18 protein-coding genes and 1 pseudogene are annotated in these 22,001 nt (G+C 64.8%); 4 read left to right on the forward strand and 15 right to left on the reverse strand.

Annotated elements, in window-relative coordinates:
• The first annotated feature begins 14 nt into the window (after positions 1–14).
• Positions 15–1,040 (forward strand): glycoside hydrolase family 5 protein, encoded by a 1,026-nt coding sequence (locus AB4Z51_RS22750; protein WP_135216548.1) that lies wholly within the window; start codon positions 15–17, stop codon positions 1,038–1,040.
• Between the two features lie 53 nt (positions 1,041–1,093).
• Here AB4Z51_RS22750 and AB4Z51_RS22755 read toward each other — a convergent pair whose 3' ends face one another.
• Genes AB4Z51_RS22755 through AB4Z51_RS22775 form a run of 5 tightly spaced genes read right to left on the reverse strand, consistent with a single transcriptional unit; the run spans position 1,094 to position 7,170 of the window.
• On the reverse strand, positions 1,094–2,458 hold the full coding sequence (locus tag AB4Z51_RS22755; protein WP_244623384.1) for a four-carbon acid sugar kinase family protein: 1,365 nt from the start codon (positions 2,456–2,458) through the stop codon (positions 1,094–1,096).
• On the reverse strand, positions 2,455–3,663 hold the full coding sequence (locus AB4Z51_RS22760; RefSeq protein ID WP_441498012.1) for a ribulose-bisphosphate carboxylase large subunit family protein: 1,209 nt from the start codon (positions 3,661–3,663) through the stop codon (positions 2,455–2,457). The genes AB4Z51_RS22755 and AB4Z51_RS22760 overlap by 4 nt, the downstream gene beginning before the upstream one ends.
• A gap of 15 nt (positions 3,664–3,678) precedes the next feature.
• Positions 3,679–4,218 (reverse strand): VOC family protein, encoded by a 540-nt coding sequence (locus AB4Z51_RS22765; RefSeq protein WP_441498013.1) that lies wholly within the window; start codon positions 4,216–4,218, stop codon positions 3,679–3,681.
• A 19-nt stretch (positions 4,219–4,237) separates the two neighbouring features.
• Positions 4,238–6,148, reverse strand: a complete 1,911-nt coding sequence (locus AB4Z51_RS22770; protein ID WP_441498014.1) for a TRAP transporter large permease — start codon at positions 6,146–6,148, stop codon at positions 4,238–4,240.
• Positions 6,149–6,153: 5 nt separating this feature from the next.
• On the reverse strand, positions 6,154–7,170 hold the full coding sequence (locus AB4Z51_RS22775) for a TRAP transporter substrate-binding protein (RefSeq protein WP_441498015.1): 1,017 nt from the start codon (positions 7,168–7,170) through the stop codon (positions 6,154–6,156).
• Between the two features lie 136 nt (positions 7,171–7,306).
• Between AB4Z51_RS22775 and AB4Z51_RS22780 the strand changes: the two genes are divergently transcribed.
• A complete protein-coding gene (locus tag AB4Z51_RS22780; protein ID WP_135216554.1) occupies positions 7,307–8,362 on the forward strand; it encodes a LacI family DNA-binding transcriptional regulator in 1,056 nt (351 codons plus the stop codon).
• Positions 8,363–8,672: 310 nt separating this feature from the next.
• On the opposite strand, the gene AB4Z51_RS22785 is transcribed toward AB4Z51_RS22780, so the two are convergent.
• The gene (locus AB4Z51_RS22785; protein WP_135216555.1) at positions 8,673–9,404 is read right to left on the reverse strand and encodes a DUF3750 domain-containing protein; all 732 of its coding nucleotides are present in this window, start codon (positions 9,402–9,404) and stop codon (positions 8,673–8,675) included.
• A 121-nt stretch (positions 9,405–9,525) separates the two neighbouring features.
• Between AB4Z51_RS22785 and AB4Z51_RS22790 the strand changes: the two genes are divergently transcribed.
• On the forward strand, positions 9,526–9,786 hold the full coding sequence (locus tag AB4Z51_RS22790; RefSeq protein WP_071917581.1) for a hypothetical protein: 261 nt from the start codon (positions 9,526–9,528) through the stop codon (positions 9,784–9,786).
• A 371-nt stretch (positions 9,787–10,157) separates the two neighbouring features.
• Complete coding sequence (locus AB4Z51_RS22795; protein WP_441498027.1) at positions 10,158–13,262, forward strand: DEAD/DEAH box helicase; 3,105 nt, start codon at positions 10,158–10,160, stop codon at positions 13,260–13,262.
• Positions 13,263–13,274: 12 nt separating this feature from the next.
• Here AB4Z51_RS22795 and AB4Z51_RS22800 read toward each other — a convergent pair whose 3' ends face one another.
• The 9 genes and pseudogenes from AB4Z51_RS22800 to AB4Z51_RS22840 all read right to left on the reverse strand — a co-directional run bounded on the left by AB4Z51_RS22800 (position 13,275) and on the right by AB4Z51_RS22840 (position 21,999).
• Positions 13,275–14,249: a tripartite tricarboxylate transporter substrate-binding protein gene (locus AB4Z51_RS22800; protein ID WP_441498016.1), complete on the reverse strand. Its 975-nt coding sequence runs from the start codon at positions 14,247–14,249 to the stop codon at positions 13,275–13,277.
• 26 nt (positions 14,250–14,275) lie between these two features.
• Positions 14,276–14,989 (reverse strand): GntR family transcriptional regulator, encoded by a 714-nt coding sequence (locus AB4Z51_RS22805; protein ID WP_208085946.1) that lies wholly within the window; start codon positions 14,987–14,989, stop codon positions 14,276–14,278.
• Positions 14,990–15,012: 23 nt separating this feature from the next.
• A complete protein-coding gene (locus tag AB4Z51_RS22810) occupies positions 15,013–15,753 on the reverse strand; it encodes an SDR family oxidoreductase (RefSeq protein WP_441498017.1) in 741 nt (246 codons plus the stop codon).
• A gap of 19 nt (positions 15,754–15,772) precedes the next feature.
• Entirely contained in the window at positions 15,773–16,543 is a 771-nt protein-coding gene (locus AB4Z51_RS22815) for an SDR family oxidoreductase (protein WP_441498028.1), read from the reverse strand.
• A gap of 15 nt (positions 16,544–16,558) precedes the next feature.
• On the reverse strand, positions 16,559–16,939 hold the full coding sequence (locus tag AB4Z51_RS22820) for a carboxymuconolactone decarboxylase family protein (RefSeq protein WP_135216560.1): 381 nt from the start codon (positions 16,937–16,939) through the stop codon (positions 16,559–16,561).
• Positions 16,940–16,980: 41 nt separating this feature from the next.
• A pseudogene (locus AB4Z51_RS22825) lies at positions 16,981–18,215 on the reverse strand (ABC transporter substrate-binding protein).
• Positions 18,216–18,249: 34 nt separating this feature from the next.
• On the reverse strand, positions 18,250–19,500 hold the full coding sequence (locus AB4Z51_RS22830) for an ABC transporter substrate-binding protein (protein ID WP_135216561.1): 1,251 nt from the start codon (positions 19,498–19,500) through the stop codon (positions 18,250–18,252).
• Positions 19,501–19,532: 32 nt separating this feature from the next.
• Positions 19,533–20,240, reverse strand: coding sequence for an ABC transporter ATP-binding protein (locus tag AB4Z51_RS22835; RefSeq protein WP_014496464.1), 708 nt, complete (start codon positions 20,238–20,240; stop codon positions 19,533–19,535).
• Positions 20,227–21,999 carry a branched-chain amino acid ABC transporter ATP-binding protein/permease gene (locus tag AB4Z51_RS22840; protein WP_441498018.1) on the reverse strand — a complete coding sequence of 591 codons (1,773 nt, stop codon included), beginning with the start codon at positions 21,997–21,999 and terminating at the stop codon, positions 20,227–20,229. The genes AB4Z51_RS22835 and AB4Z51_RS22840 overlap by 14 nt, the downstream gene beginning before the upstream one ends.
• Positions 22,000–22,001: the final 2 nt, after the last annotated feature.

Here is a 22,001-nt window from a genome sequence, read left to right on the forward strand (position 1 = left end):
GGAATGGAAGCAAGATGACCGCCCCCCGCGCTCGCTGGTCGAGACGCTTCAATCTTGCCGCAGTGGCTTTCGTCTTCGCATCGCTCTGCTCCGACGCACACGGCGCGGGGCAGGTCGTGCCTCGTGATGCCGCAAAATTGGGACGCGGGATCAACATTCTCGGTTATGACGGAATCTGGGAAGGCGGTCAGAACGCGCCGTTTCGTCTGGACAATTTGACGGCGATCAGAAAGGCCGGATTCTCGCACGTCAGGATCAATTTCTTCGGCTTCAAGTTCATGGATCGCGGGAATGTGCTGGATGAGGTCGTGCTGAGAAGGCTTGATGCCGTCATCGAGGAAATTCTCGCCAGGAACCTCGTTCCCATCGTCGACGAGCACGACACGCATGTCTGTCAGCGTGATGTCTCCGAATGCGGCGAGAAGCTCAGGGCATTCTGGCGGCAGATCGCGGAGCGCTATGCCGGAAGATATCCCGGGCTCGTCTTCGAGGTCTTGAACGAGCCGGGGGGACAGATGACGTCCGCCAGCTGGAATTCGCTCCTCAACGAATGTATCGGCATCATCCGCCGCACCAACCCCGAGCGGCGGGTCATTGCTGCCGTTCTCAACACTGACGAGATTCCCATCGACGATCTGGCTCTCCCCGCCGACGACAGGAATCTCATCGTCACCTTTCATTATTACGCGCCGATACGCTTCACGCATCAGGGTGCGCCATGGTCCGAGACGTTCGCGCGCATCGGGCCGCTGGATTGGGGCAGTCCGGACGACGAAGCCAGGGCGGCCGCTGATTTCGAGAAGGTCAGTCGGTGGTCGGAGCGAGAGAAACGCCCGATTTATCTCGGCGAGTTCGGGGTCTACGAACGGGCTCCATCCGAGAGTCGCCAGAGATACCTGTCGTTCGTGGCGCGTAGCGCCGACAGACGCGGCTGGGCATGGGCCTATTGGCAGTTCGACCATGATTTCGCGGCCTTTGACAGCGCCCGTCAGGCCTGGAAGCCCGACATCCTGCGCGCCCTGATCCCGCCGGCCCGTTGAAGCCGCAGTTCAAAGCCAATATCGGCCGGATCACGATCGCCTAGCGGTGACGGCTAACCGCCGTCCCTCGCCCGGCAGAACAGATCGATCCCGCCGACCTGTCCGCCCTTGAGCGCGATCTCGATGTTCGCATGCGCGCGATCCGATGATGCGCGGTTGAGTGGCGCGCCTTCTGCGAGAGGGGCGATCGCGGTCAGCGCATAGATGCCCATCGCCTGCAGCGCATGGCCGGACGTGTCGCCGCCGGCGACCACGGCGCGCGGGAGCCGCGCGGTTTCCAGAATGGCGTCCAGCGCCTGGCCGAGCCCCGCGCCGATGCGCTCGTTCACCGCACTCGCCGTTGCGCCGCTCGCCTCGATGGCTGCGTTGAGCGCGCCGATGGCGGGATCGTCGGGGCCGCTTGCGGTGATCAGGAGCGCATCGCGCCCCGACGCGAGCGCCGCGACCGCACGTTCGGCAGCGCGGCCGATCTCCCTGGTCCATTCAGCCGCGTCGACCGCGCGCGTCGCATCGAGCCGCTCGACGTCGAAGCCGTTGTCCGCGGCATGCGCGATCTGCGCGGCGGTGACGGGCGAGCAGGAGCCGGAGACGCACGCGATGCGCTCGACGCCGGCAAGGCGCAGATCGGGCTTGCTGTCGGCAATCAGGCCGGCCGACCGCCAATAGGCGACCAGGGCCTGCTCGACACCTTGCGAGCCGGCGACAAAGAGGCGCTCGCCGCGATATTCCCAGATCAGGCGGCCGGCTTCGATCAGCGATGCCTGGTCGAGCACGTCGAGCGAGATGATCTCGGTGCCGGCGCCCCTCGCGCGCATCAGCGCCAGATCCGCGCCGCCATTGGCCATGGTGACGAAGTCGATCAGCCCGATCGATCGCGCCGTCTGTTTTGCGAGATGCCGGCCGAGATCGGACTCGTCCATCGGCGTCACCGGATGACGCGACATGGTCGGGTGCCGGTCGAGACGATGGCCGACGCCATTCACGGCCGCGAACAGGTGGCCGAACATCTGATAGCGGCCCATCGCCGGCGATCCCACGAGGAGGGGATGCCAGGCGCCGCCGAGTTGCGGCACCGCGAGGTCGATCGCACGCCCGATCGAGCCGATCTGCGGCGAGGAGTCGAAGGTCGAGCACACTTTGTAGTGTGCGATCGGCGCGCCGATACCTGCGAGCACCGCGAAAGCCGGGGGAAGGTTTTGCTCCATCCAGGCCGGATCCTTCGCGCGCGCCGTGCCGGCGATGCCGATGCCGCGGTACTGCCCGATAGAAGCGAGACGTTCGGGCGTCGGAGTCTCCAGGAACAGGATTGTCGGYAGGCCCGCGAAGGTGAGGGCCTCCATCGCTGCGGACGAGCCAGTGTAATCGTCGCCATAGAAAGCAACGAGTGGACCGTCGGGCAGGGCGGACGCGCCGCTCACGGCTGTGGACTCGCCATCGCGGCGTCCCATGCTGCGCGCAAATCGGCAACGCCGGCGGCCGGTCCGTCGGGATGGGCGAGAATGCCGCCGCCTGCTGCGAAGATCAGATCTGTCGAGCCGAGCGCGCGCCAGGTCGGCGCGGCCTGGGCCGGCGTCTGGCCCGACGAGAACACCGGCATCGCGGTGCACGGCTTGTGCGCGAACATCGGCGTCAGCGCCGCCTTTGCGGATGTGACCACGCTGTCATCGGTCTCGCTGAACTTGTTGCCGATGCCGTTGACGTGCATGTGGTCGGCGCCGGCCAGCCGCCAGATCTTGTGCCACGCCGTATAGTCCCAGCCGAGTGCCGGATGACGATTCAGCGCGCCCCAGCCGTTGCGATGCGCATGAACGGGAAGCTGCGTGTGGCGGCCGAGCTCGACCATGCCTGTGAGCCCGACCGAGTTGATGCTCGCCATCACGCAGGTGCCGCCCTCGCTGAGCACCAGATCGTGCCGGCGGCGCATCTGGTCGATCTCGCCGGTGAGGTTGAAGGCGACCATGACCTTCTTGCCGGTTCGATCAGCGTGGTCGTTGACGACGCGCATCACGGCGCGCACACGCGCGTCGAACGGACAATAGGCGCCGTCCGATTGCAGCTCGTCGTCCTTGATGAAGTCGATGCCGGCCTCGCACAGCGTGGCGACCAGATTGGCCGTCTCGGCCGGGCTGAGCCCGATGCTCGGCTTGATGATGGTGCCGATCAGCGGGCGACCGCTGACACCGGTCAGCTCGCGCGTGCCGGCGACGCCGAACTTCGGTCCGGGATAGGCGGCGGCAAACGCGAGCGGCAGGCGCAGGTCGAGCAGCCGCAGGCCGGTCAGCTGGCGCAACTCCCAGAGATTGCCGGCGATCGCCGTGACGAGATTTGGCAATGACGCGCCGATATTGTCGAGCGGCCATGACAACGTCAGGCGCGCGCGATTCCAGGGGCCATCGGGGTTGATCGGGCGGGCGACCGGGAGCGACGGCGCGGAGATTGCATCAAGCAACTCGATGCTCTCGACGCGGGCGGCCGCACGCGCTTTCAGCTCCGGCGTTTCGCCGGGCACCGCAACGAACGTGCCGCTCGACTGCTCGCCCGCCATGGTTTCCGCGGCAAGACGCGGATCTTCAGGCGTTTCGATCAGATAGTCGGCTTCGATGCGAACGGGATTTTGCGTCACGGGAGCGCAGACAATCTAGAGCTTGGTCAGATCGGGGAACGGCCGCACGGGGTCGCGCCCGTCCCAGCCCTTGGCGGCTGCGCGGATGAGATCGAACATCTTGCCCTTGGGTCCCGAGACTTCAGACAGTTCGATCACCGTTCCCGGATGATACTCCGTGTCGAAATAGACGAAGCGACCGCGCGCGCCGACTTCGCCGCTCATGACCGGCTTGAAACCCTCAGCTTCGAGACGGGAGAGATCGGCGTCGTAGTCTTCGGTCCAGTAGGCGACGTGCTGCAGACCCTTATGTCCGGCTTTCAGGAAGTCGGCATACATCGACGGCGCATCGTTGCGGATCTGGATCAGCTCCATCTGCAGCGGACCGGAATTGGCCAGCGCCACCGAATTGTGCGGCTCATAGGCCTTGCCGCGATAGTGGTAGTTCACGATTGGAACCCGCGGATTATAGAACCACGGCCCGATGCCGAGCTCGCGGCTCCAATAACCCATGGCCTTCTCGATGTCGTCAACGACGTAGCCGGCTTGCCGGATCTCACCAAAAAAACGGCTCATTGCATGATTCCCATGATCTTCAGAATTTGAGGAAGCCGATCGACAGCCACGGCACGGCTGCGACGATGGCGAGGCCGATGAAGAGCGCCGCGACATAGCCCCAGATGTGCTTGAGGCCTTCGTCCGGCGATATCTTGCTGATCGCGCAGGCGCCGTAGTAGCCGACGCCGAACGGCGGCGCGAACAGGCCGATGCCCATCGCGAGGATCACGACCATCGCATAGTGCACTTCATGCACGCCGGCCTGCTTGGCAATCGGAAACAGCAATGGGCCGAACAGCACGATGGCCGGAATGCCTTCGAGCACGCTGCCGAGCACGACGAAGGCCACAATCGAGATCGCGAGGAAGCCGTAGGCGCCGCCGGGGATCGCCGCCATCGCCTTCGCCAGCTGTTGCGAGAAGCCCGATTGCGTCAGTCCCCAGGCCATCGCCGTGGCGCAGCCGATGATGAAGATGATTGCGCCCGTCAGCGAGGCCGTCTCGACCAGCATGGATTTCAGCCGCCGCCAGGGAAACTGGCGGTAGACCACAAGGCCCATCAGCACGGCGTAGGCGATGCCGATGGTCGAGACCTCCGTGGCAGTGGCAACACCTTCGACCACGGCAGTGCGGATCACGAAGGGCAGCAGGATGGCGGGCAGAGCGATCATTGTGAGCTTTGCGATCTCGCGCTTCGAGGCACGCCGCACATGGCTCAGATCCTCGTTCCGGTAGCGTCGCCACACCACCACGCAGAGCGCGGTGCCCACGACCAGGGCCGGCAGCAGCCCGCCCGTGAACAGCGCTGCGATCGAGACACCGGTCACCGAGCCGATGGTGATCAGCACGATGCTCGGCGGAATGGTCTCGGTCTGCGCGCCGGTGGCTGACAGCAGCGCGACGAGGTCGCCGGGCTTGGCGCCGCGCCGCTGCATCTCCGGCAGCAGCACCGGCGCGATCGCGGCCATGTCGGCGATCTTCGAGCCGGAGATGCCGGAGACCAGATACATGGCCCCGATCAGCACGTAGGACAGTCCGCCCCTGACATGTCCGAGCAGGCTGGCCAGAAACTGGATCATGGCCCGCGCCATGCCGGTCATCTCGATCAACGCGCCGAGGAAAATGAACAGCGGCACCGCGAGCAGGATCAGGTGCGACATGCCTTCATCGAGACGGCCGACCATCACCATCATCGGGACGCTGGTTGTCAGCGCCAGATAGCCGAAGGTCGCGAGCGCAAAGGAGAAGGCGATCGGTACGCCGGCGAACACGTTGGCTGCGACCACGCCGACGAAGAAAATGATGAGATTGTAGCGTCCGAGCGGGGCGAGCAGCGGTCCGGCAAGCCAGAATGCGGCAATCAGGACGGCTGTGATGATGAGGGCTGCGACGATCAACGCGGGGCGGTGATGCGTCGCGAGCCGGATCGCGGCGACGACGGCCATCAGGGTCATCCCGACGGGAATTGCGGCTGCGCGCCAGGCATTGCTGATCTCCAGCGCCGGGGTGACGATGACCTGTTCCTCGCTCGCATAATCGAAGGCGGGATGCAGGATCAGCGCCAGCAGGGCTAGCGGCGCCACCGCCGCGATCGTGTCGAGAAAGGCGCGCGCGCCCGGGCCGACATGRCTGACGAGCCCTGTCATGCGCATGTGCTCGCCCCGGCGCAGCGCGATCACCGCGCCCAGCATCGAGAGCCAGAGAAACAGGATCGAGGCCAGCTCGTCCGAGCAGATCAGCGGGCTGTGGAAGACGTATCGCATGATGACGCCGGCGAGCATGATGCCGATCTCGACCAGCACGACACCGGCCGCGGCGGTCTCGACCACCGCACCGAGCCAGCGGTCGACGGTGCCAAAGGCGCTCGCAAGCTTGCGCGTGCCCGCAGCGGAAGCAGGGTGCGCGGCCGCCGCCAGATAGTCCGTCATCTGATGCTCTGCGATCGTCATCGCGCTCAGGCCAGCTTGCCGACGGCGCCTTCGAGCAGCGCCCAGGCTTCGTCGCCGRAGCGGCCCTTCCATTCGCCGTAGAAGCCGGAGTCGCGCAGTTTTGCGCGGAACGAGTCCGGTGAAGGCGTGGTGAATTTCATTCCATTGCGCTGGAGATCGGCCTGCACGGTCGCATTGAACGTCTTGATGTCCTCGCGCTGCTTCAAGCCGGCATCGTTGATGGCGTTGCTGACGATGGTCCTGAGATCGGCGGGAAGGGCGTTGAAGGCGCGGGCGTTGGCGATGAACCAGAAGCCGTCCCAGATGTGGTTGCTGATCGCGCAGTACTTCTGCACCTCGTAGAGCTTCGCCACCTGGATGATCGGCAGCGGATTTTCCTGCGCGTCGACAATGCGTGTCTGCAGCGACGAATAGACCTCGCTGAATTGCAGGCTGGTCGGCGAGGACGAGAGCGCCTTGAACATGGAGATGCTGAGCGGAGACACGGGCACGCGGATCTTGAGGCCGTCCATGTCCTTGGCGCTCTCGATCGGCTTGGCGCCGCTGGTGATCTGGCGGAAGCCGTTGTCCCACATCTTCTCGAACGTATGGAGGCCGACCTTGGCCATGGCGGCACGGATATGCGCGCCGAGCCCGCCGTCCATCGCTTTCCAGACCTGATCGTAATCGGCAAAGGCAAAGCCGACCGCATTGATCGCGGCGATCGGCACCAGGGTCGCGACCACGAGCGCGGAGGGCGTGAAGAAGTTCAGCGCGCCGTTGCGCACCTGGGCGAGCATGTCGGTGTCGCCGCCGAGCTGGTTGTTCGGGAAGATGGCGATCTCGACCCGGCCATTGCTCTCCTTGGCGACGCGGTCGGCGGCTTCCTGGGCGCGGATGTTGAGGGGGTGCGTCAGCGGCAGGTTGTTGCCGTATTTCAGCGAAAAGTCGGCCGCCCGGGCCGGGCGCGAGAGACCGCCGATCAAGCCCGCGGCGGGGAGGACGGACAGGGCTTGCAAGGCGCGCCGACGGGTCAGGGACATGGGCTTCTCCTCCAACAGCGATTTGATGTTATTTGATGTTTCTGTGACAATGTTGATGCGAAAATTGCGACTTTGAGCTAGCATGTCAAACGATAAAGGTGATGGTTTTTGATGTATTCGACGATTGGGCCCCGGAATGAATAAACCAGTGGCTCCTTCGCTGAGCCGCATCGTTGACGTGGCGCGCCGGGCCGGCGTCTCCACGGCGACGGTGGACCGCGTGCTGAATCGTCGGCCCGGTGTGCGGGCGATGACGCAGCAGCGGGTGCTCGCTGCCGCGTCCGAGCTCGACTACATGCCGGCCGAGAACCTCCTGGCGGCGATGCGGCCCAAGCCGATGCGGCTGCTGTTCCTGCTGCCGGCCGGCACCAACCGCTTCCTGTCCACGCTCGGGCAGCTGATCGCGCATTCCGACGGCCGGCTCGCGCCCTTCAACGTCCATTGTCAGGTCGACACCATCAAGGGCTTCAATCCCGACCTGCTGGCACGTCAGCTCTGGCGGGCCCGCGACAAGGCCGACGGCATCGCTTTCATGGCGCTCGAGCATCCCGTCGTGAGGGAAGCCGTCGACCGATTAGCGGAGCACGGGGTGCCGACGGTGACGCTGATCTCGGATATCCTGAATGCGCGCCGCGCGGCCTATATCGGACTGGACAATCGCTCGATCGGACGCACCGCCGGCTATCTGATCGCGCGTTTTCTGGGCGAGCGTCCGGCCAAGGTCGCGATGATCGCGGGCAGCCGCAGCTACCGCGCGCACGAAGAACGCGAAATGGGCTTTCTGCACGTCTTCGAAGAACTATTCCCGGCGATCAAGGTCGTGGGCCTGCGTGAAGGCCACGATGACGCCGACCGCAACTATCGCCAGACGCGCATGCTGCTGGGCCAGCATCCGGATCTTGCCGGAATCTACAACATCGGCGGCGCCGCCGACGGTGTCGCTCGCGCCCTGAACGAAATGAACCGGGCGCACGACGTGGTCTTCATTGGCCATGGTCTGACCTCGGATACGCGCAGCTTTCTGCTCGATGGGACGATGGATGCCGTCATCACTCAAAATCAGCTCAACACGATGATGAGCTGTGTCGGCATCTTCGACAATTTGCGCGCCGGCCGCAGCGCCATGCACGGCATCGAGGCGCCGCGCAGCGAAATCATCTTTCGCGAAAATATTCCGGCGCTTGGGGGCTAGGATCCAAGGAGGCGGCTTGCTGGACCCATGGTCGGCCTGGTCGAGCGCATCCATGGCCTGATTGGCACGATGCAATTTTGCCGGTGTTTTGCCCGACGAGTCAAATGACCGGCGTCTGAAGACATCGGACTCGTCGAGCGGCTCAACGTGCGTTGCAGGAGAGATGCCTCTCGTTCTGCGCGCGCAAGGCAATTCACCCAAGCCTCATCTCGACTTAAGCCGCGCCACCGCGACCAACCGGCCAAGGGCGGTTCTACTGTGCATGGGGTTGTTTTTCAGTTTTTTGTTTGGCGAGGCGCCGGCAGGCGCTCTACAGGCCGGCCGCGACGCCCAGGCGGCCGATGCCGGGGAGCTTGAGCGCCGGCCGCCGGATGTCGATGCCCAGCACCGCGCCGAAGAAATTGATCTCGAACCCTTCGACCCAGCCGATCGTCATGCCGAGGTAACCCGATAGCGAGGCGTAGGCGCCGGTGCGGGAAGGGGTGATGCCGGCCCAGCGTCCGCTGTACGGATAGTCCTTGCCGACCGCGGTGGGTGGAAGGACGGCACGAAGCTCGGGAACGGCGTCCAGCGCCGCCTGCACGAAGGTGTTGGAATTCGGTCCGGGCCAGGCGCTGTAATCGCCGTAGGCGCGGAACTTGTAGGTCTCGACGACGTGGCGGATCTTGGGGATCAGCGCTTCGGCCCGTGCGCCGTCGACCGCCACGACGGTTTCGGGCATGGCGCCGAACCAGCGGCCGTCGGGTGCAAATCCGTTGCTCCGGATCGGGTCGCCCCACGCCGTGTAGTCGTATCGGCTGTAGGTGCTGGCACCTTTCTCCTTGACGACGATCCAGCTGTGGACGGCGAAAATGCTGCGCCACCGCACCGTGCGCGCGGCAAAGACCCGGATCAGCGCGTCCGGATTGGCCGATGCCGGCGGCAACAGGCCGGCGCTCGAGCGATCCGCCGTCTGCCAATTGCCCCGGCCATCGCCGAACAGATAATAGCGTCCGGCCGACAGTCCTATCGGCACGGAGACCAGCAGCAGGAAGAGAATCAAGAGTTTCCTCAAGGGCAGACGGGGGCAGGCGGGACGACACGATTAATATAGTTCGCCCGGCGGGTCGCGCCAGCACGCTTCCGCTCTTGCATTTGGGAGGTGCGCCCCCATGTTCCCGATTATGATGAAACTGTCCCTCATCGAAGACCAAGCCATCCAGGCGCGAATCGCGGGCATCGCGGGCGCCGAGACGTTCGATCGCATCTTCGCCGGCATCCGATTCGACGAGATCGACGGCAATCTGCTGTTCGCCATTGCCAGGGACGAAGACTGCGCGAGCGAGATCGAGGACGAGTTCTCGCATCACCTCGCGGTGGTTGCGACTCAAGTCCTCGGGCAGAGCGTCGACGTGGTCGTGGTGCTGCCGAAGGTCCTGCAGTAGGCCTTATTTTGCCGTGCAAGCGGCCTCCCGGGCTTGCATCCATGCTTTCCAACGCAATCGTGAAATTGTAATGACGTGCTTGGGCGCTTAGGCCCAGTCCGCGTTGTCGACCGAGCTCTACGGCAGGGCTCGTCGGCGCGCGACTCTATTTCTAAAACAAAATTGGATACACATTGGCGTCCACCAAAAAAGCCCGGGCCGCGACCGGCGCGAAAAAGACCAAGGCCAAAAGCTCGAAAGGCGAGAGCCCGAAGACCAAGAGCTCGAAGAGCAAGGGTTCAAAGAGCAAGGGTTCGAAGAGCACAGAGAGCAAGGGCTCGAAAGGCAAGAGCGCGTCGCGTTCTACGGTCTCGTCCTCATCGCCGCTCGGCATGCTGGCGCTGCATCTGCGCGAGCAATGGGAGAAGTCTGGCCGCGACGGCCTCGTGTTCCTCTGCGACAATGAGAACAGGGCGGAGCGGCTGGGCGGCGTGATCCACGCGCTCGACCCTTCGGTCGACGTGCTGGTGTTCCCGCGACTGAACAATCTGCCATTCGATGGTCTGGAGCCGTCGCGCGAGATCGCGGGCAGGCGGAGCTCGGTGTTGCGGCGCCTTGCCAAGGCAAGGAAGCCGGTCTTCCTCGTATCGACCGCAGAAGCCATCATGGAGCGGCTGCCACTGCCGGCGAGCTGGTCAAAGACCAGCCTCAGCCTGAAAGTGGGCGCGGCCTATTCGGAAGCCGAGCTGGAGCGCCGTCTGGAAGCTCTCGGCTACGACCTCGACGAAGAGGCAGAATATCYGGGCGGCGTCCTGTTCCACGGCAAGACGTTCGAGGTGTTTCCCGCGGGCGGACTTGGTCCTTTCAGGATCGAACATTCCGACGGTGTTATCCGTAAGATCGTTGCCGTCGATCCGGTCGAGCATGAGGTCGTCTACGAGACCAGGGAATTGCTGATCGATCCGATGTCCGAACAGATTGCGCTCGGAGGCAAGCGCGGACAGCGGGCGACGCTGCCGGATTATTGCGCTCGCGCGCGGTGGATCGTGGATGCCGGCGTACCGGGCCATGCCGATATCTGGCTGGGCACCATCGAGGAGGCCGCTGGCCGCAGGGATGCGGAGCGCGAGTATCTCGGACGGGCGGACTGGAAGCGGCTGAAGAAGAGCATCAGCGTGCTTCCGCAAAAATCGGCCTTCACGCCGACGCCCGATTTCTCGAAAGCCTCATCGCCAAGAAAGATCCTCCGCGCATTTATTGACGACATGCAACGCGCCGGGTCGCGGGTGCTGTTCGTCGCGGCCGTCGAGGATGACCTTCGCGCAATGGAGCGGATGAGCGGCATCAAGGCGGAGCGCTGCGCCGATTGGAGCGAGGCGACGGAGGGACGGGATCGCGAAACGGCGTTCCTGGCCGACTTCGATGCCGGCTTCGTCGGGGCCGGCCGCAAGCCTCTCGTCATCGTCACCGCGTCCGACGTGCTCGGCAGCAGAGCCCATCATCCCCAGCCCATGGCGAGAGCCTGGACGGCCGCGTTCGATCATCCGGACGTCCCGGAGCGCGGCGCGGCGGTGGTGCATTTGCAGCGTGGGCTCGCTCTGCTCGACGGCTTGCAGACCCTCGCCATGGGGACGGGATCGCGGCGCGAGATGGTCAGGCTTGCGTTCGCGGGAGACAACGCCGTTCTCGTGCCGCCGGCCGATCTTGCCTTGATCTGGCCGTATGCGGCCGAGCCCGGCAAGCTGGCACGGGACAAGGCGGACGGAAGCACATGGTGGGCGCGGCGGACCGAGGCCGAGGCGGAGATTCAGGTCGCCGCCAAGGCGCTCGCGAAGCACATCAGCCAGCGCCACCGCCGCCGCGCGCCGAAACTGGTCGCGCCCGGGCCACTCTATGAAAGGTTCGTTGCGCGTTTTCCGTATTTCCCGACGGTCGATCAGGCGAAGGCCATTCAGGACGTGCTCGATGATCTCGCGGTAGGCCATCCCATGGACAGGGTGGTGTGCGGCGACGTCGGATTTGGAAAGACCGAGGTGGCGTTGCGCGCGGCAGCCGCCGTGGCGCTGTCCGGGAAACAGGTGGCGATCGCGGTGCCGACCACGGTCCTGGCGCGGCAGCATGTCGAAACCTTCCGCAAGCGCTTCGGTCCTCTCGGTATCGACGTCGGAAGCCTGTCGCGAGCGACCTCCGGCCCGGAGACGCGAGGGATCAAGGAGGGCCTGCGAAGCGGCAGGCTGAAAGTCGTTGTCGGCACGCAGGCGCTCTCTGCAAAGGATGTGAAGTTCGCCGATCTTGGCCTCGTCATCATCGACGAAGAGCAGCACTTCGGAGCGGCGGAGAAGGCGAAGCTTTCAGGCCTGGCAAAGAATGCCCATACGCTCTGGATGAGCGCGACGCCCATCCCGCGCACGCTCGCTGCTGGTCTTGCGGGCTTCCGGGATCTCAGCGTGATCGCAACGCCGCCGGTTCACCGGCTTCCGATCGTGACCAAGATCGCTCCGCTTTCGGATGCGGCCATTGCCGGAGCATTGCTTCGCGAGCGGCGGCGGCACGGACAGAGTTTTCTGATTTGCCCGCGCATCCAGGATCTGGAGCCGATGCTGGCGCGCGTGCAATCACTGGCGCCCGACCTCCGCATCGTCTGCCTTCATGGCAAGATGCCCGTCGACGACCTCGACGACCGCATGATGAGTTTCGTCGATGGCGAGGCGGACGTCCTCCTGGCGACCAACATCGTGGAAAGCGGTCTCGATATCCCGCGCGCGAATACCATCGTGGTGTGCTGGCCCGAAAAGTTCGGCCTCGCACAGCTCCATCAGCTCAGGGGGCGGGTGGGACGCGGCGGAACGCGCGCCTTCGCCTATCTGCTGACGGAGTCGACCTCGGAACAGTCCGAGAAGCGTTTGGCCGTCCTCGAGGAGTTCAGCAAGCCCGGCGCCGGCTTTGCCATCAGCGAGCGCGACCTGGACCTCAGGGGCGCCGGCGATCTGTTTTCCGAACAGCAGTCCGGGCACGTGCAGGTGTTCGGACCGGTGCTCTACAGTCATCTCCTGAAGCTCGCCTCGGAAAGAGTGAACGACTCGGGCGCCTTTCTGTGGGTGCCGGATCTCAATCTGCCTGTCGGCGACATGTTGCCTGAAGGTTATGTGCAATCGGAAGCAATGCGGCTCGAGATCTATGGTCGCGCCGCCAGATGCCGGAGCGACGACGATCTGGAAGACCTGGAGGAGGAGACCTCGCGCCGTTTCGGCAGGCTCCCGCCGGAGGCGCGCGATTTCTTTGCGGCCGCCAGGCTCAGGATCGATTGCAAGCGGCGTGGCATCGTCAGGCTCGATGTCGGGCCCGAGGCCGTCGCCGCGACTTTCCTCCCCGGGCGGCTGCGGAAATCCAGGGCGCGATCGCTCCAGCGCGACGGCGATCGCGTCGTCTGCGCCGCCCGCGGGCACGCGGACCCGTTCGGCCGGATCGAGGAATTCCTGGAGCTTCTGGACGAGTGAAGCAGGCGGGACCTACTGCGGTTCGATTCCGGCTGCCTTGATGATCCGGCCCCATTTGGCGATCTCCGCCTTCAGGAAGGCTTCGAGCGCAGCCGGCGTCGCGCGCTCGGCCTCAACCGGAGCCATGCTGAGCTCGGCGAAGCGGCTGATCAACGCAGGGTCCTTGAGTGCCGTCYGGAGCGCGCCGACGAGCTGGTCGATCACGGGCTTCGGCGTGCCGCGCGGCGCGTAGAGGCCATACCAGGTCGTCACATCGAATTCGGGAACGCCGGCCTCGGCCGAGGTCGGCACGCCAGGCAGTGTCGCGACGCGCGTCTTGCTCGTGATCGCGTAGCCCTTGATCGTGTTCGACTGGATATAGGGCGTCGGTCCCGTCGCGGGATCGCAATAGACGTCGATATGGCCGGCGATGACGTCGTTCAGTGCGGGCCCGCCGCCCTTGTAGTAGATTTGCGAGAGTTTCGTATCGGTGGTGCTCATGAACATCAGGCCGCAGAGCTGCGAGGCTGAGCCGAGACCGACATTGCCGAAAGTCATCTTGTCGCCCTCGCTGCGGATGCGCGCGATCATCTCGCCGAGATCCTTGGCCGGGAAATTCGGCCGGGCCACCAGGATCATTGGTACGTCCGTGACGAGCCCGATCATGGCGAAGTCGCCGACGGGATCGAACGGCAGTTTTGCGTAGAGCGCGGGCGCAGTGGCCTGGCCGACATGCATCAGGAGCAGCGTGTAGCCATCAGGCGCGGCCTTGGCGACACGGTTGGTGCCGAGTGTGCCGCCGGCACCGACGACATTCTCGATGACGATGGACTGCTTCAGCGTAGCGCTCATGGCGTTGCCGAGAATTCGCGCGATGACGTCGCCGGGGCCGCCGGCGGAGAACGGCACGATCATCGTTACCGGGCGGGTGGGGTAGTCGTCTGCGATTGCCGCGCCGCAGGGCAAGAGCAGGAGACACAGGATCAGCGATCGTACCAGAGACAACATCGAACACTCCCTGAATTCTTGTTTTTCTAGTCGTCGGAAGGCGCCGCCTCCTTGGCGGCGTTTCGTTCAATCATGTCGAGCGCGGCCACCGCAGCCGCATTGATGTGATCGACGCAGCAGCGCTCGGCGAGATCTGGATCGCCGTTCTGGATCGCGCGCCAGATCGCGGTGACCTCGCGGAGGCTCTTGTTGATCCGTTTCGGCTGCGACATCGACGTGATCCGCAACAGTTGGATCCGGTCGTGCAGCGGCTTGAGCATGCGCTCGATGAAGGCGTTGCGGCAGCCGCCGATCAGCGCGGCGTAGAAGTCGGTCTTGGCTTCGAGGCTTCCGACGAGATCCTGCTTGGCCGCGGCCGCCTTCAGCCGCGTCAAGGCTTCCCCGATCCGCCGAGCCACTTCCGGATCGTGGATTCTGGCGCATTCGCGGCCGGCGAATCCTTCGAGCACCGCGCGCGCCGCGTAGAGCTGCCGGGCTTCCTCGAGGCTGATCGTGGAGACCACGGGGCCGCGGTGCGGGACGATGTTGACGAGGCCGTCGGCTTCGAGGGCGCGCAGCGCTTCACGGATCGAGGGCCGGCTGACGCCCATCATCTCGCAAAGCTCGCGCTCGACCAGGCGCTGGCCCGGTTTGAGTGTTCCGGACATGATCGCCTCGCGCAGCTTTTGCGCGACCATCGCCCGGACGGTCGGGACGTCCTCGATGCGGAGTGTCGACTGCAATTCGCTACGTCTTTCCATGTCCGGACCCTGGTTGGGAAAAGTCAGTACCGGTTTACAGGCAGAATCATCATTTCGGCAATTTGAACGTGCGCGGGCTGGTCCAGGGCGAAGACGATCGAACGGGCAATATCGGCAGGCTCGAGCGCCATCCTGAACTGGTCGAAATAGTCCTTTTCCTTCTGCCTGTCGCCGCGGTAGCGGGTCAGGATGATGTTGGTCCGGGTCAGGCCTGGCTGGAGTTCGGTGACCCGGATGCCGGTTTCCGCCAGTTCGCCCCGCAGCGTCTCGGTGAACATGTGCACGCCCGCCTTGCTGGTGCTGTAGGCGGCCATATCGGGGACGATGCGGACGGCGTTGATGGAGCTGATGTTGACGACATGGCCGGCGTTGCGCCTGTCCATGTCGGGCAGGATTGCGCGGGTGACGCGCATCAGGCCGATCAGATTGGTCTGGATGATGTTGGACCAGTCGTCGGCGGAGCCGGCATCGAACCGCGTCCGCCCGCCGATATCGTGCCCGGCGTTGTTGATGAGGACGTCGACCGGCTTGAACTGCGCGGGAATGGCGTCCGGCAGGCGATCCACGGCCTGCCCATCGCTAATGTCGAGCTGGATCGGAAACACCGCGTTGCCCGCCGTGGACGCGAGTTCGTCAAGCGCCTTGGCGTCGCGATCGACCAGCACGACGCGGCGGCCGCTTTCCAGCAAGGCCTTGGTGATGGCGCGTCCCATGCCGCCGGCGGCACCCGTCAGCACGACGCTCTGGCCCGATTGTTCAGTCATCGCAACACTCCCAATGCTTTCATGCGACCGACCAGCCGCCGTCGATCGGCAGGCTGGCGCCGGTGATATCGTTTGCTGCGGGCCCACAGAGAAAGGCGACCATGGCGGCGACCGCATTCATTTCGACGAAACGCTGCGTCGGCTGGCGCTCGCCGAGATATTCCTTGGTCACATCGTCGACCGGACGGCCGCTGTTCGACGCGATCGTTGCGATCTTATTCAGGATCGCGGGCGTCGGCAGCGTGCCCGGGCAGAGCGTGTTGCAGGTGATGCCGCTCCGCGCCGTCTCGATCGCCACCGCACGGGTCATGCCCAAAATCGCAGTCTTGGTGGTGACGTAGTCGATGCGGTCTTCGACCGCGCGGCTCGAATAGATCGAGCCCATGCTGATGATCCGGCCCCAGCCGCGCTGCTTCATCGCCGGCAGCGCCAGGCGGATCAAATGGAACGGCGCCGAGAGATTGACCGCCAGCGCCTGCTCCCAGCGATCGGGCGGAAACTGCTCGATCGCGGAGAAATGCCTGACCACGGCGTTGTTGACGAGGATATCGATGGCACCGCAGCGGGCGAGCAGATCGGCCATCATGGCCTCGATCGCCTCGCGCCGGGACAGATCGACGGCGGCCGAGACGACCTCGACGCCGAAGCGGGCGCGGAGGTCATCCGCGGCCTGCTTCGGCGCGACGAGATCATGAAGGACGATATTGGCGCCCGCGCCGGCAAGGCCTTCCGCGACGGCGAGGCCAAGGCCCGCGGTCGCACCGGTCACGAGTGCCCATTTGCCCTTCATCGTCGTCACGCTCCGTTATTTCTTGTCGAGCTCGACGAAGACTTCCTTCGCGTTCCGGAACGCATCCACGCCGGCCGGCACGCCGCAATAGATCGCGACCTGCATGAAGACCTCGCGGATCTCCTCCTTGGTGGCGCCGTTGGCGAGCGCGCCGCGGACATGGGTCTTCAGCTCGTGTGGGCGGTTGAGCGCGCAGAGCATCGCCAGATTGAGGAAGCTGCGGGTCTTGCGCGTCAGGCCGTCGCGTCCCCAGACGTAGCCCCAGCAATATTCCGTGGTAAGGTCCTGCATCGGACGGTTGAACTCGTCCGCGGATGCGATCGCCTTGTCGACGAACTCGTTGCCGAGCACGCTCTTGCGGATTTCGAGCCCGCGGTCGTAGGTCGCCTTGTCCATGTTGTCCTCCGTTTCTCTTTCCGGCGTTGTCAGTTCTCAGTTCAGTTTTTGGGCCAGAACGGCTGCGCCAGCGCGAGCTGGGGCGGGAACACCGTCACCGGCACGCCGGACTGCCACTGCACGATGGTCATGCCGGCGCCGACGCGGCGGCCCTTCTCGTCGAACTTGATCTCGCCCAGCGGATAGTATTTCGAGGGGCCGGCATCCATGGTGCGCAGCGCCTCGCCGACGGCAACGCGGTCGGCCTTGCCGGCCTTCTCGAGCGCGTCCTTGATCACCCACATGTCGCCATAGGTGGAGATCGCATTCTGCGTCATCCACGGCTCCTTGTAGCGGGTCTTCAACTCGGCGATCAGCGCCTCGTGGCCCTTGGCGCCCCAGCTTGCGACGCAGGTCAGCACGCCCTGGAGGAGTTCGGACTGACGGTTTGCAGCATGTCGGGCTCGGCGATCGCGATGCCGAACGAGATGGTCGGAATCTTGCCCTGGCCGAGGCCGAACTCGTTCATCTTCTCGAGCAGCAGTTTCGCGTCCGAGATCACCGTCGGCAGGAAGAACAGCAGATCGGGCTTGGCCGAACGGATTTTCTGCACCAGCGACGTCGCATCGGCCAGCGGCGGCGTGAACGTCTCGTCGACGATCAGCTGCAACTGGTTCTCCGCCAGCAGGCCCTCGCGCATCGCCTTTGCGGACGCGATCGAGGCCCCCGTGTTGTCGGTCAGGATCGCGACCGTCTTCGGCCGCTTGCCTGAGGCCGTCTCCGCCAGCTTGATGATTTGGGGCAACGCCTGCCGTGCCTGCGAACCTGCGGTAGCCGCGGTCTGGAACACGTATTTGAAGCCGCGGTCGGTGATCAGGTCGGAATAGGAGAGGGTGAGGACGGGCAGGCTGGCGCGCTCGGTGACTTCGGTCACCGCGAGCGTGAACGAGGACAGGTATGCGCCGCTGGCAGCAACCAGATCGGTCTCCTGCGCGACCATGCGCTGGGCGGCGTTCTTGGCCTTTTCCGTGGTGTCGCCGGAATCGAGCACGACCAGCTTCAGCTTGGCGCCGCCGAGCGCCTTGATGCCGCCTTGCGCGTTGATGTGGTCGACCGCCATCTCGGCGCCCTCACGCATCACCGTTCCCGGGCGGGCGTAGAGGCCGGAGATCGGCACCAGCAGGCCGACCTTCACCTCAGAAGGTTGCTGCGCCCAGGCCCGGGATGCGATCAGCGTACCGGAGGCGCCGGCAAGCAATGTTCGCCGCGAGATCGTGATCTTGCTCTTTGCAGTCATGACAATTCTCCTCCCTGAAAAATATCGCGACGCATCATGATTTCTTCGGCCAGAACGGCTGCGCCTGCGCGAGTTCGGGCGGATAGACGGTGACAGGCACGCCCGATTGCCATTGCACGATGACGACGCCGGCGCCGACGCGGCGGCCCTTCTCGTCGAATTTGAGCTGACCGCCCGGATAGTATTTCGACGGGCCGGCATCCATGGTGCGGAAGGCCTGTGCGACCGAATTGCGGTCGGCCTTGCCGGCCTTCTCCAGTGCTTCCTTCATCAGCCACATGTCGCCATAGGTCGAGATGACGTTCTGCGTCATCCAGGGCTCCTTGTATTTGGCCTTGAGCTCGGCGATCAGCGCCTCGTGGCCTTTCGAGCCCCAGTTGGCGACGATGGTCATGATGCCCTGCACGGTCTCCGGGCTCACGCTCTGGAGCATGTCGGGCTCGGCGATGGTGATGCTGAACGACACCGTCGGGATCTTGCCCTGGCCGAGGCCGAACTCGCTGATCTTCTCCAACCCCAGCTTGGCATCCGACACTGCATTCGGCATGAACAGGAGCAGATCGGGCTTGGTCGAGCGGACCTTCTGGATCAGCGGGGTGGCATCCGACAGCGGCGGGGTCCAGACTTCCTCGACGACAAGCTGGAGGCCTTCCTGTGCGAGCAGCTTTTCCTTGAGTGCCTTGGCGGTGGCGACGGATGTCGCGGTGTTGTCCATCAGCATCGCCACGGTCTTGGGCTTCTTGCCCGACGCGTTCTCGGCGAGCTTCATCAGCGTCGGCAGGCCCAGCTCGGACTGGCGGCTGGCGGTCGCGGCGGTCTGGAAGATGTATTTGAAGCCGCGGTCGGTCAGCAGGTCCGAATAGGACAGCGTCAGCACCGGCAGTTCGGCGCGCTCGGTGACTTCAGTGACGGCGAGGGTGAAGGACGAGAGATAAGAGCCGGTGGCGGCGACCAGATCGGGTTCCTGCGCCACCATGCGTTGCGCCGCGTTCTTGGCCTTCTCGGTGGTGTCGCCGCAGTCGATCACCACCAGCTTCAGCTTGGCGCCGCCGAGCGCCTTGATGCCTCCTTGCGCGTTGATGTGCTCGATGCCCATCTCGGCGCCCATTTTCATCACCTGGCCGGGGCGGGTGTAGATGCCCGACAGCGGCACGATCAGTCCGACCTTGACCTCGGCCGGCGCCTGCGCACGTGCCACGCCGGCGAGGCCGACGGCGGCGGCACCCGACAGCACGGTCCGGCGCGTCAGTCCTTTTGATATCCTGCCCTTCGATGTCTTGTTCATCTTGTTGTCTCCCTGCTCTTTGTTTTTGTTCGTCACATGCCGAGATAGGCTTTGCGCACGCGATCATCGGCGCGCAGCGTGTCGTTGTTGCCTTCGAGCACGACGTGTCCGGCTTCGAGGACATAGCCGTGGTCGGCTGACTCCAGCGCTTCCGCGACGCGCTGCTCGACCAGCAGCATGGTCAGCCCGGACTGACGCCGGATATCGATCAGCCGCTCGAAGATGAAGTCCGCTGTCGACGGCGCGAGACCCATCGAGGGCTCGTCCAGCATCAACAGCTTCGGCGAGGAGGCGAGGCCGCGGCCGATCGCGAGCATCTGCTGCTGGCCGCCGGACATCGTACCCGCGAACTGATTGCGGCGTTCCTTCAGCACCGGCAGCCATTCGAAGATGCGCTCGATATTGGCCTGCCAGTCGCGCCGGCCGCTTTCGGTCATCGCGCCCATTTCGAGGTTCTCCATCACCGTCAGCGACGGGAACACCTGGCGGCCCTCGGGGACGTGGGCGATGCCGAGATGGGCGCGCTGCGGCGGCGGCACGGCAAGAAGGTCGACGCCGTCGAACGTAATTGCCCCGCCGCTCGGCTTCACGATGCCGGAGATCGTCTTGAACAGGGTGGTCTTGCCGGCGCCGTTAGGCCCGACGATCGCAACGAACTGGCCGGCGCCGACATTGATCGACACGTCGTTCAGGACGGGCTTGGCCGAATAGCCCGCGCTCAGTCCCTCAATTCGCAGCATGGCCCACCCACTTCTTGCCGAGATAGGCCTCGATCACCCGGTTGTCGCGCGTCACCACTTCCGGCAGGCCCTCGGTGATGACGGCGCCGTGGTCGAGCACGAGGAATCTGTCGACCAGGCGGACCATCGCCTGCATGGTGTGCTCGATGATGGCGATGGTCGTGCCGTCGCGTGCGAGTTGCTGGATCACGGCGACGACCTCGTCCGCCTCGCCGTGGCCGAGGCCCGCAAGCGTCTCGTCGAGCAGCAGGATGCGGGGCTGGCCGGCGATTGCGCGGGCGAGCTCCATCAGCCGCAGCTCCTTGGTCGAGAGTTCGCCGGCGACACGGTTAGCCACGGCGGAGAGCCCGACGCGGGCGACCGCGTCGGCGGCAAGCTTGCGGGCCTCCGCGTCGGAGCCGGCGCGCACATAGGCCCCCACCACGACATTGTCGAGGATCGACATGCGCAGGAATGGGCGCATGACCTGGAAGGTTCGCCCGATGCCGGCCTCGCAGATCACGTGCGGCCGTTGGCCGGACATGTTGCGGCCGTCGATCAGCACCTCGCCCTCGCTCGGTTTCAGGAAGCCGTTGAGGAGGTTGAACAGCGTGGTCTTGCCGGCCCCGTTCGGGCCGATGATGCCGAGGATCTCGTTCTTGTGCAGCTTGAAGCTGACGTCCTGAACGGCTTTGAGTCCGCCGAAGGAGCGCGAGAGGTTGCGAACCTCGAGCATCACCTCGCCGGTGGCCGCACGCTGCCGCGCGGCGGGCTTCAGCGCCGTGACGTTGGCGACGGCCGTTTCCGGAGTGACGCTAGCCGTGGCCCTGGATGCATTTCGCTTGCGCAGGAGATCGCGCAGTTTCCAGAACAGGCCTTCCGGCGCGAGCAGGATGACGCAGACGATAGCAAGGCCGAAGATGACGCCCTGAATGCCGGGGATGCGTGCACCGGCCTCTGCGTGCAGGATCTCGGCGAGTGGGATCAGGATGACGGAGCCGATGACCGGCCCCCAGACCGTGCCGACGCCGCCGAACATCGCGACCGTGAGCGCCTGCGCCGACACCAGCATGCCGAACACCGATTGCGGGGTCACGACCAGCAGCACCTGCACATAGAACCCGCCGATGGCGGCGGCGATCGCGCCGCTCAGCGTGATCGCGCGCAGCTTCCAGGCCAGCGTGTTGATGCCTGCGGCTTCTGCCGCAGCCTCGTTCTGCTTGATCGCGAGCAGCGCCATGCCGAAGCGGGATCGCTCGATCACCTGCGTCAGCACGATGGTGGCAAGCATGATCGCAAGCCCCAGCAGCGTGTAGATGTGGGGATCGGAGAACTGCATATAGGCGATCGGCGCGTCGCGCTTGATCGGAAGCGTCACCTCTTGGAAGCCGAGCCACTCGAACACGTAGAGAATAGCGAGCGGGTAGGCGAGCATCGCGAGCGCGAAGTAGTGGCCCTGGAGGCGGAAGGTCGGGAATCCGATCAGCAGCCCGGCGATGCCGCCGAGCATGGCGGCGACCGGGATCAGCAGCCAGGGGGAGATATCGAAATAGATCTGCCCGAGCGCGGTCGCATAGGCGCCGATCCCAAAGAAAGCGGCGTGGCCGAACGAGATCAGCCCGGTGTAGCCGCTGAGCAGATTCCAGGACAGGCCGAACACTGCCCACACCGGCACCAGCRTCAGGATGAGCTGGTAGTAGGAGTTGGTGACGCCGAGTGAGATCCCGGCGTAAGCGAGCGTGAAGAGCAGGGGAGGCAGCAGTGAACGCATCCGGAGCATGG

It is taken from the genome of Bradyrhizobium sp. 2TAF36 (assembly GCF_052114925.1).
Lineage (GTDB): Bacteria > Pseudomonadota > Alphaproteobacteria > Rhizobiales > Xanthobacteraceae > Bradyrhizobium > Bradyrhizobium barranii.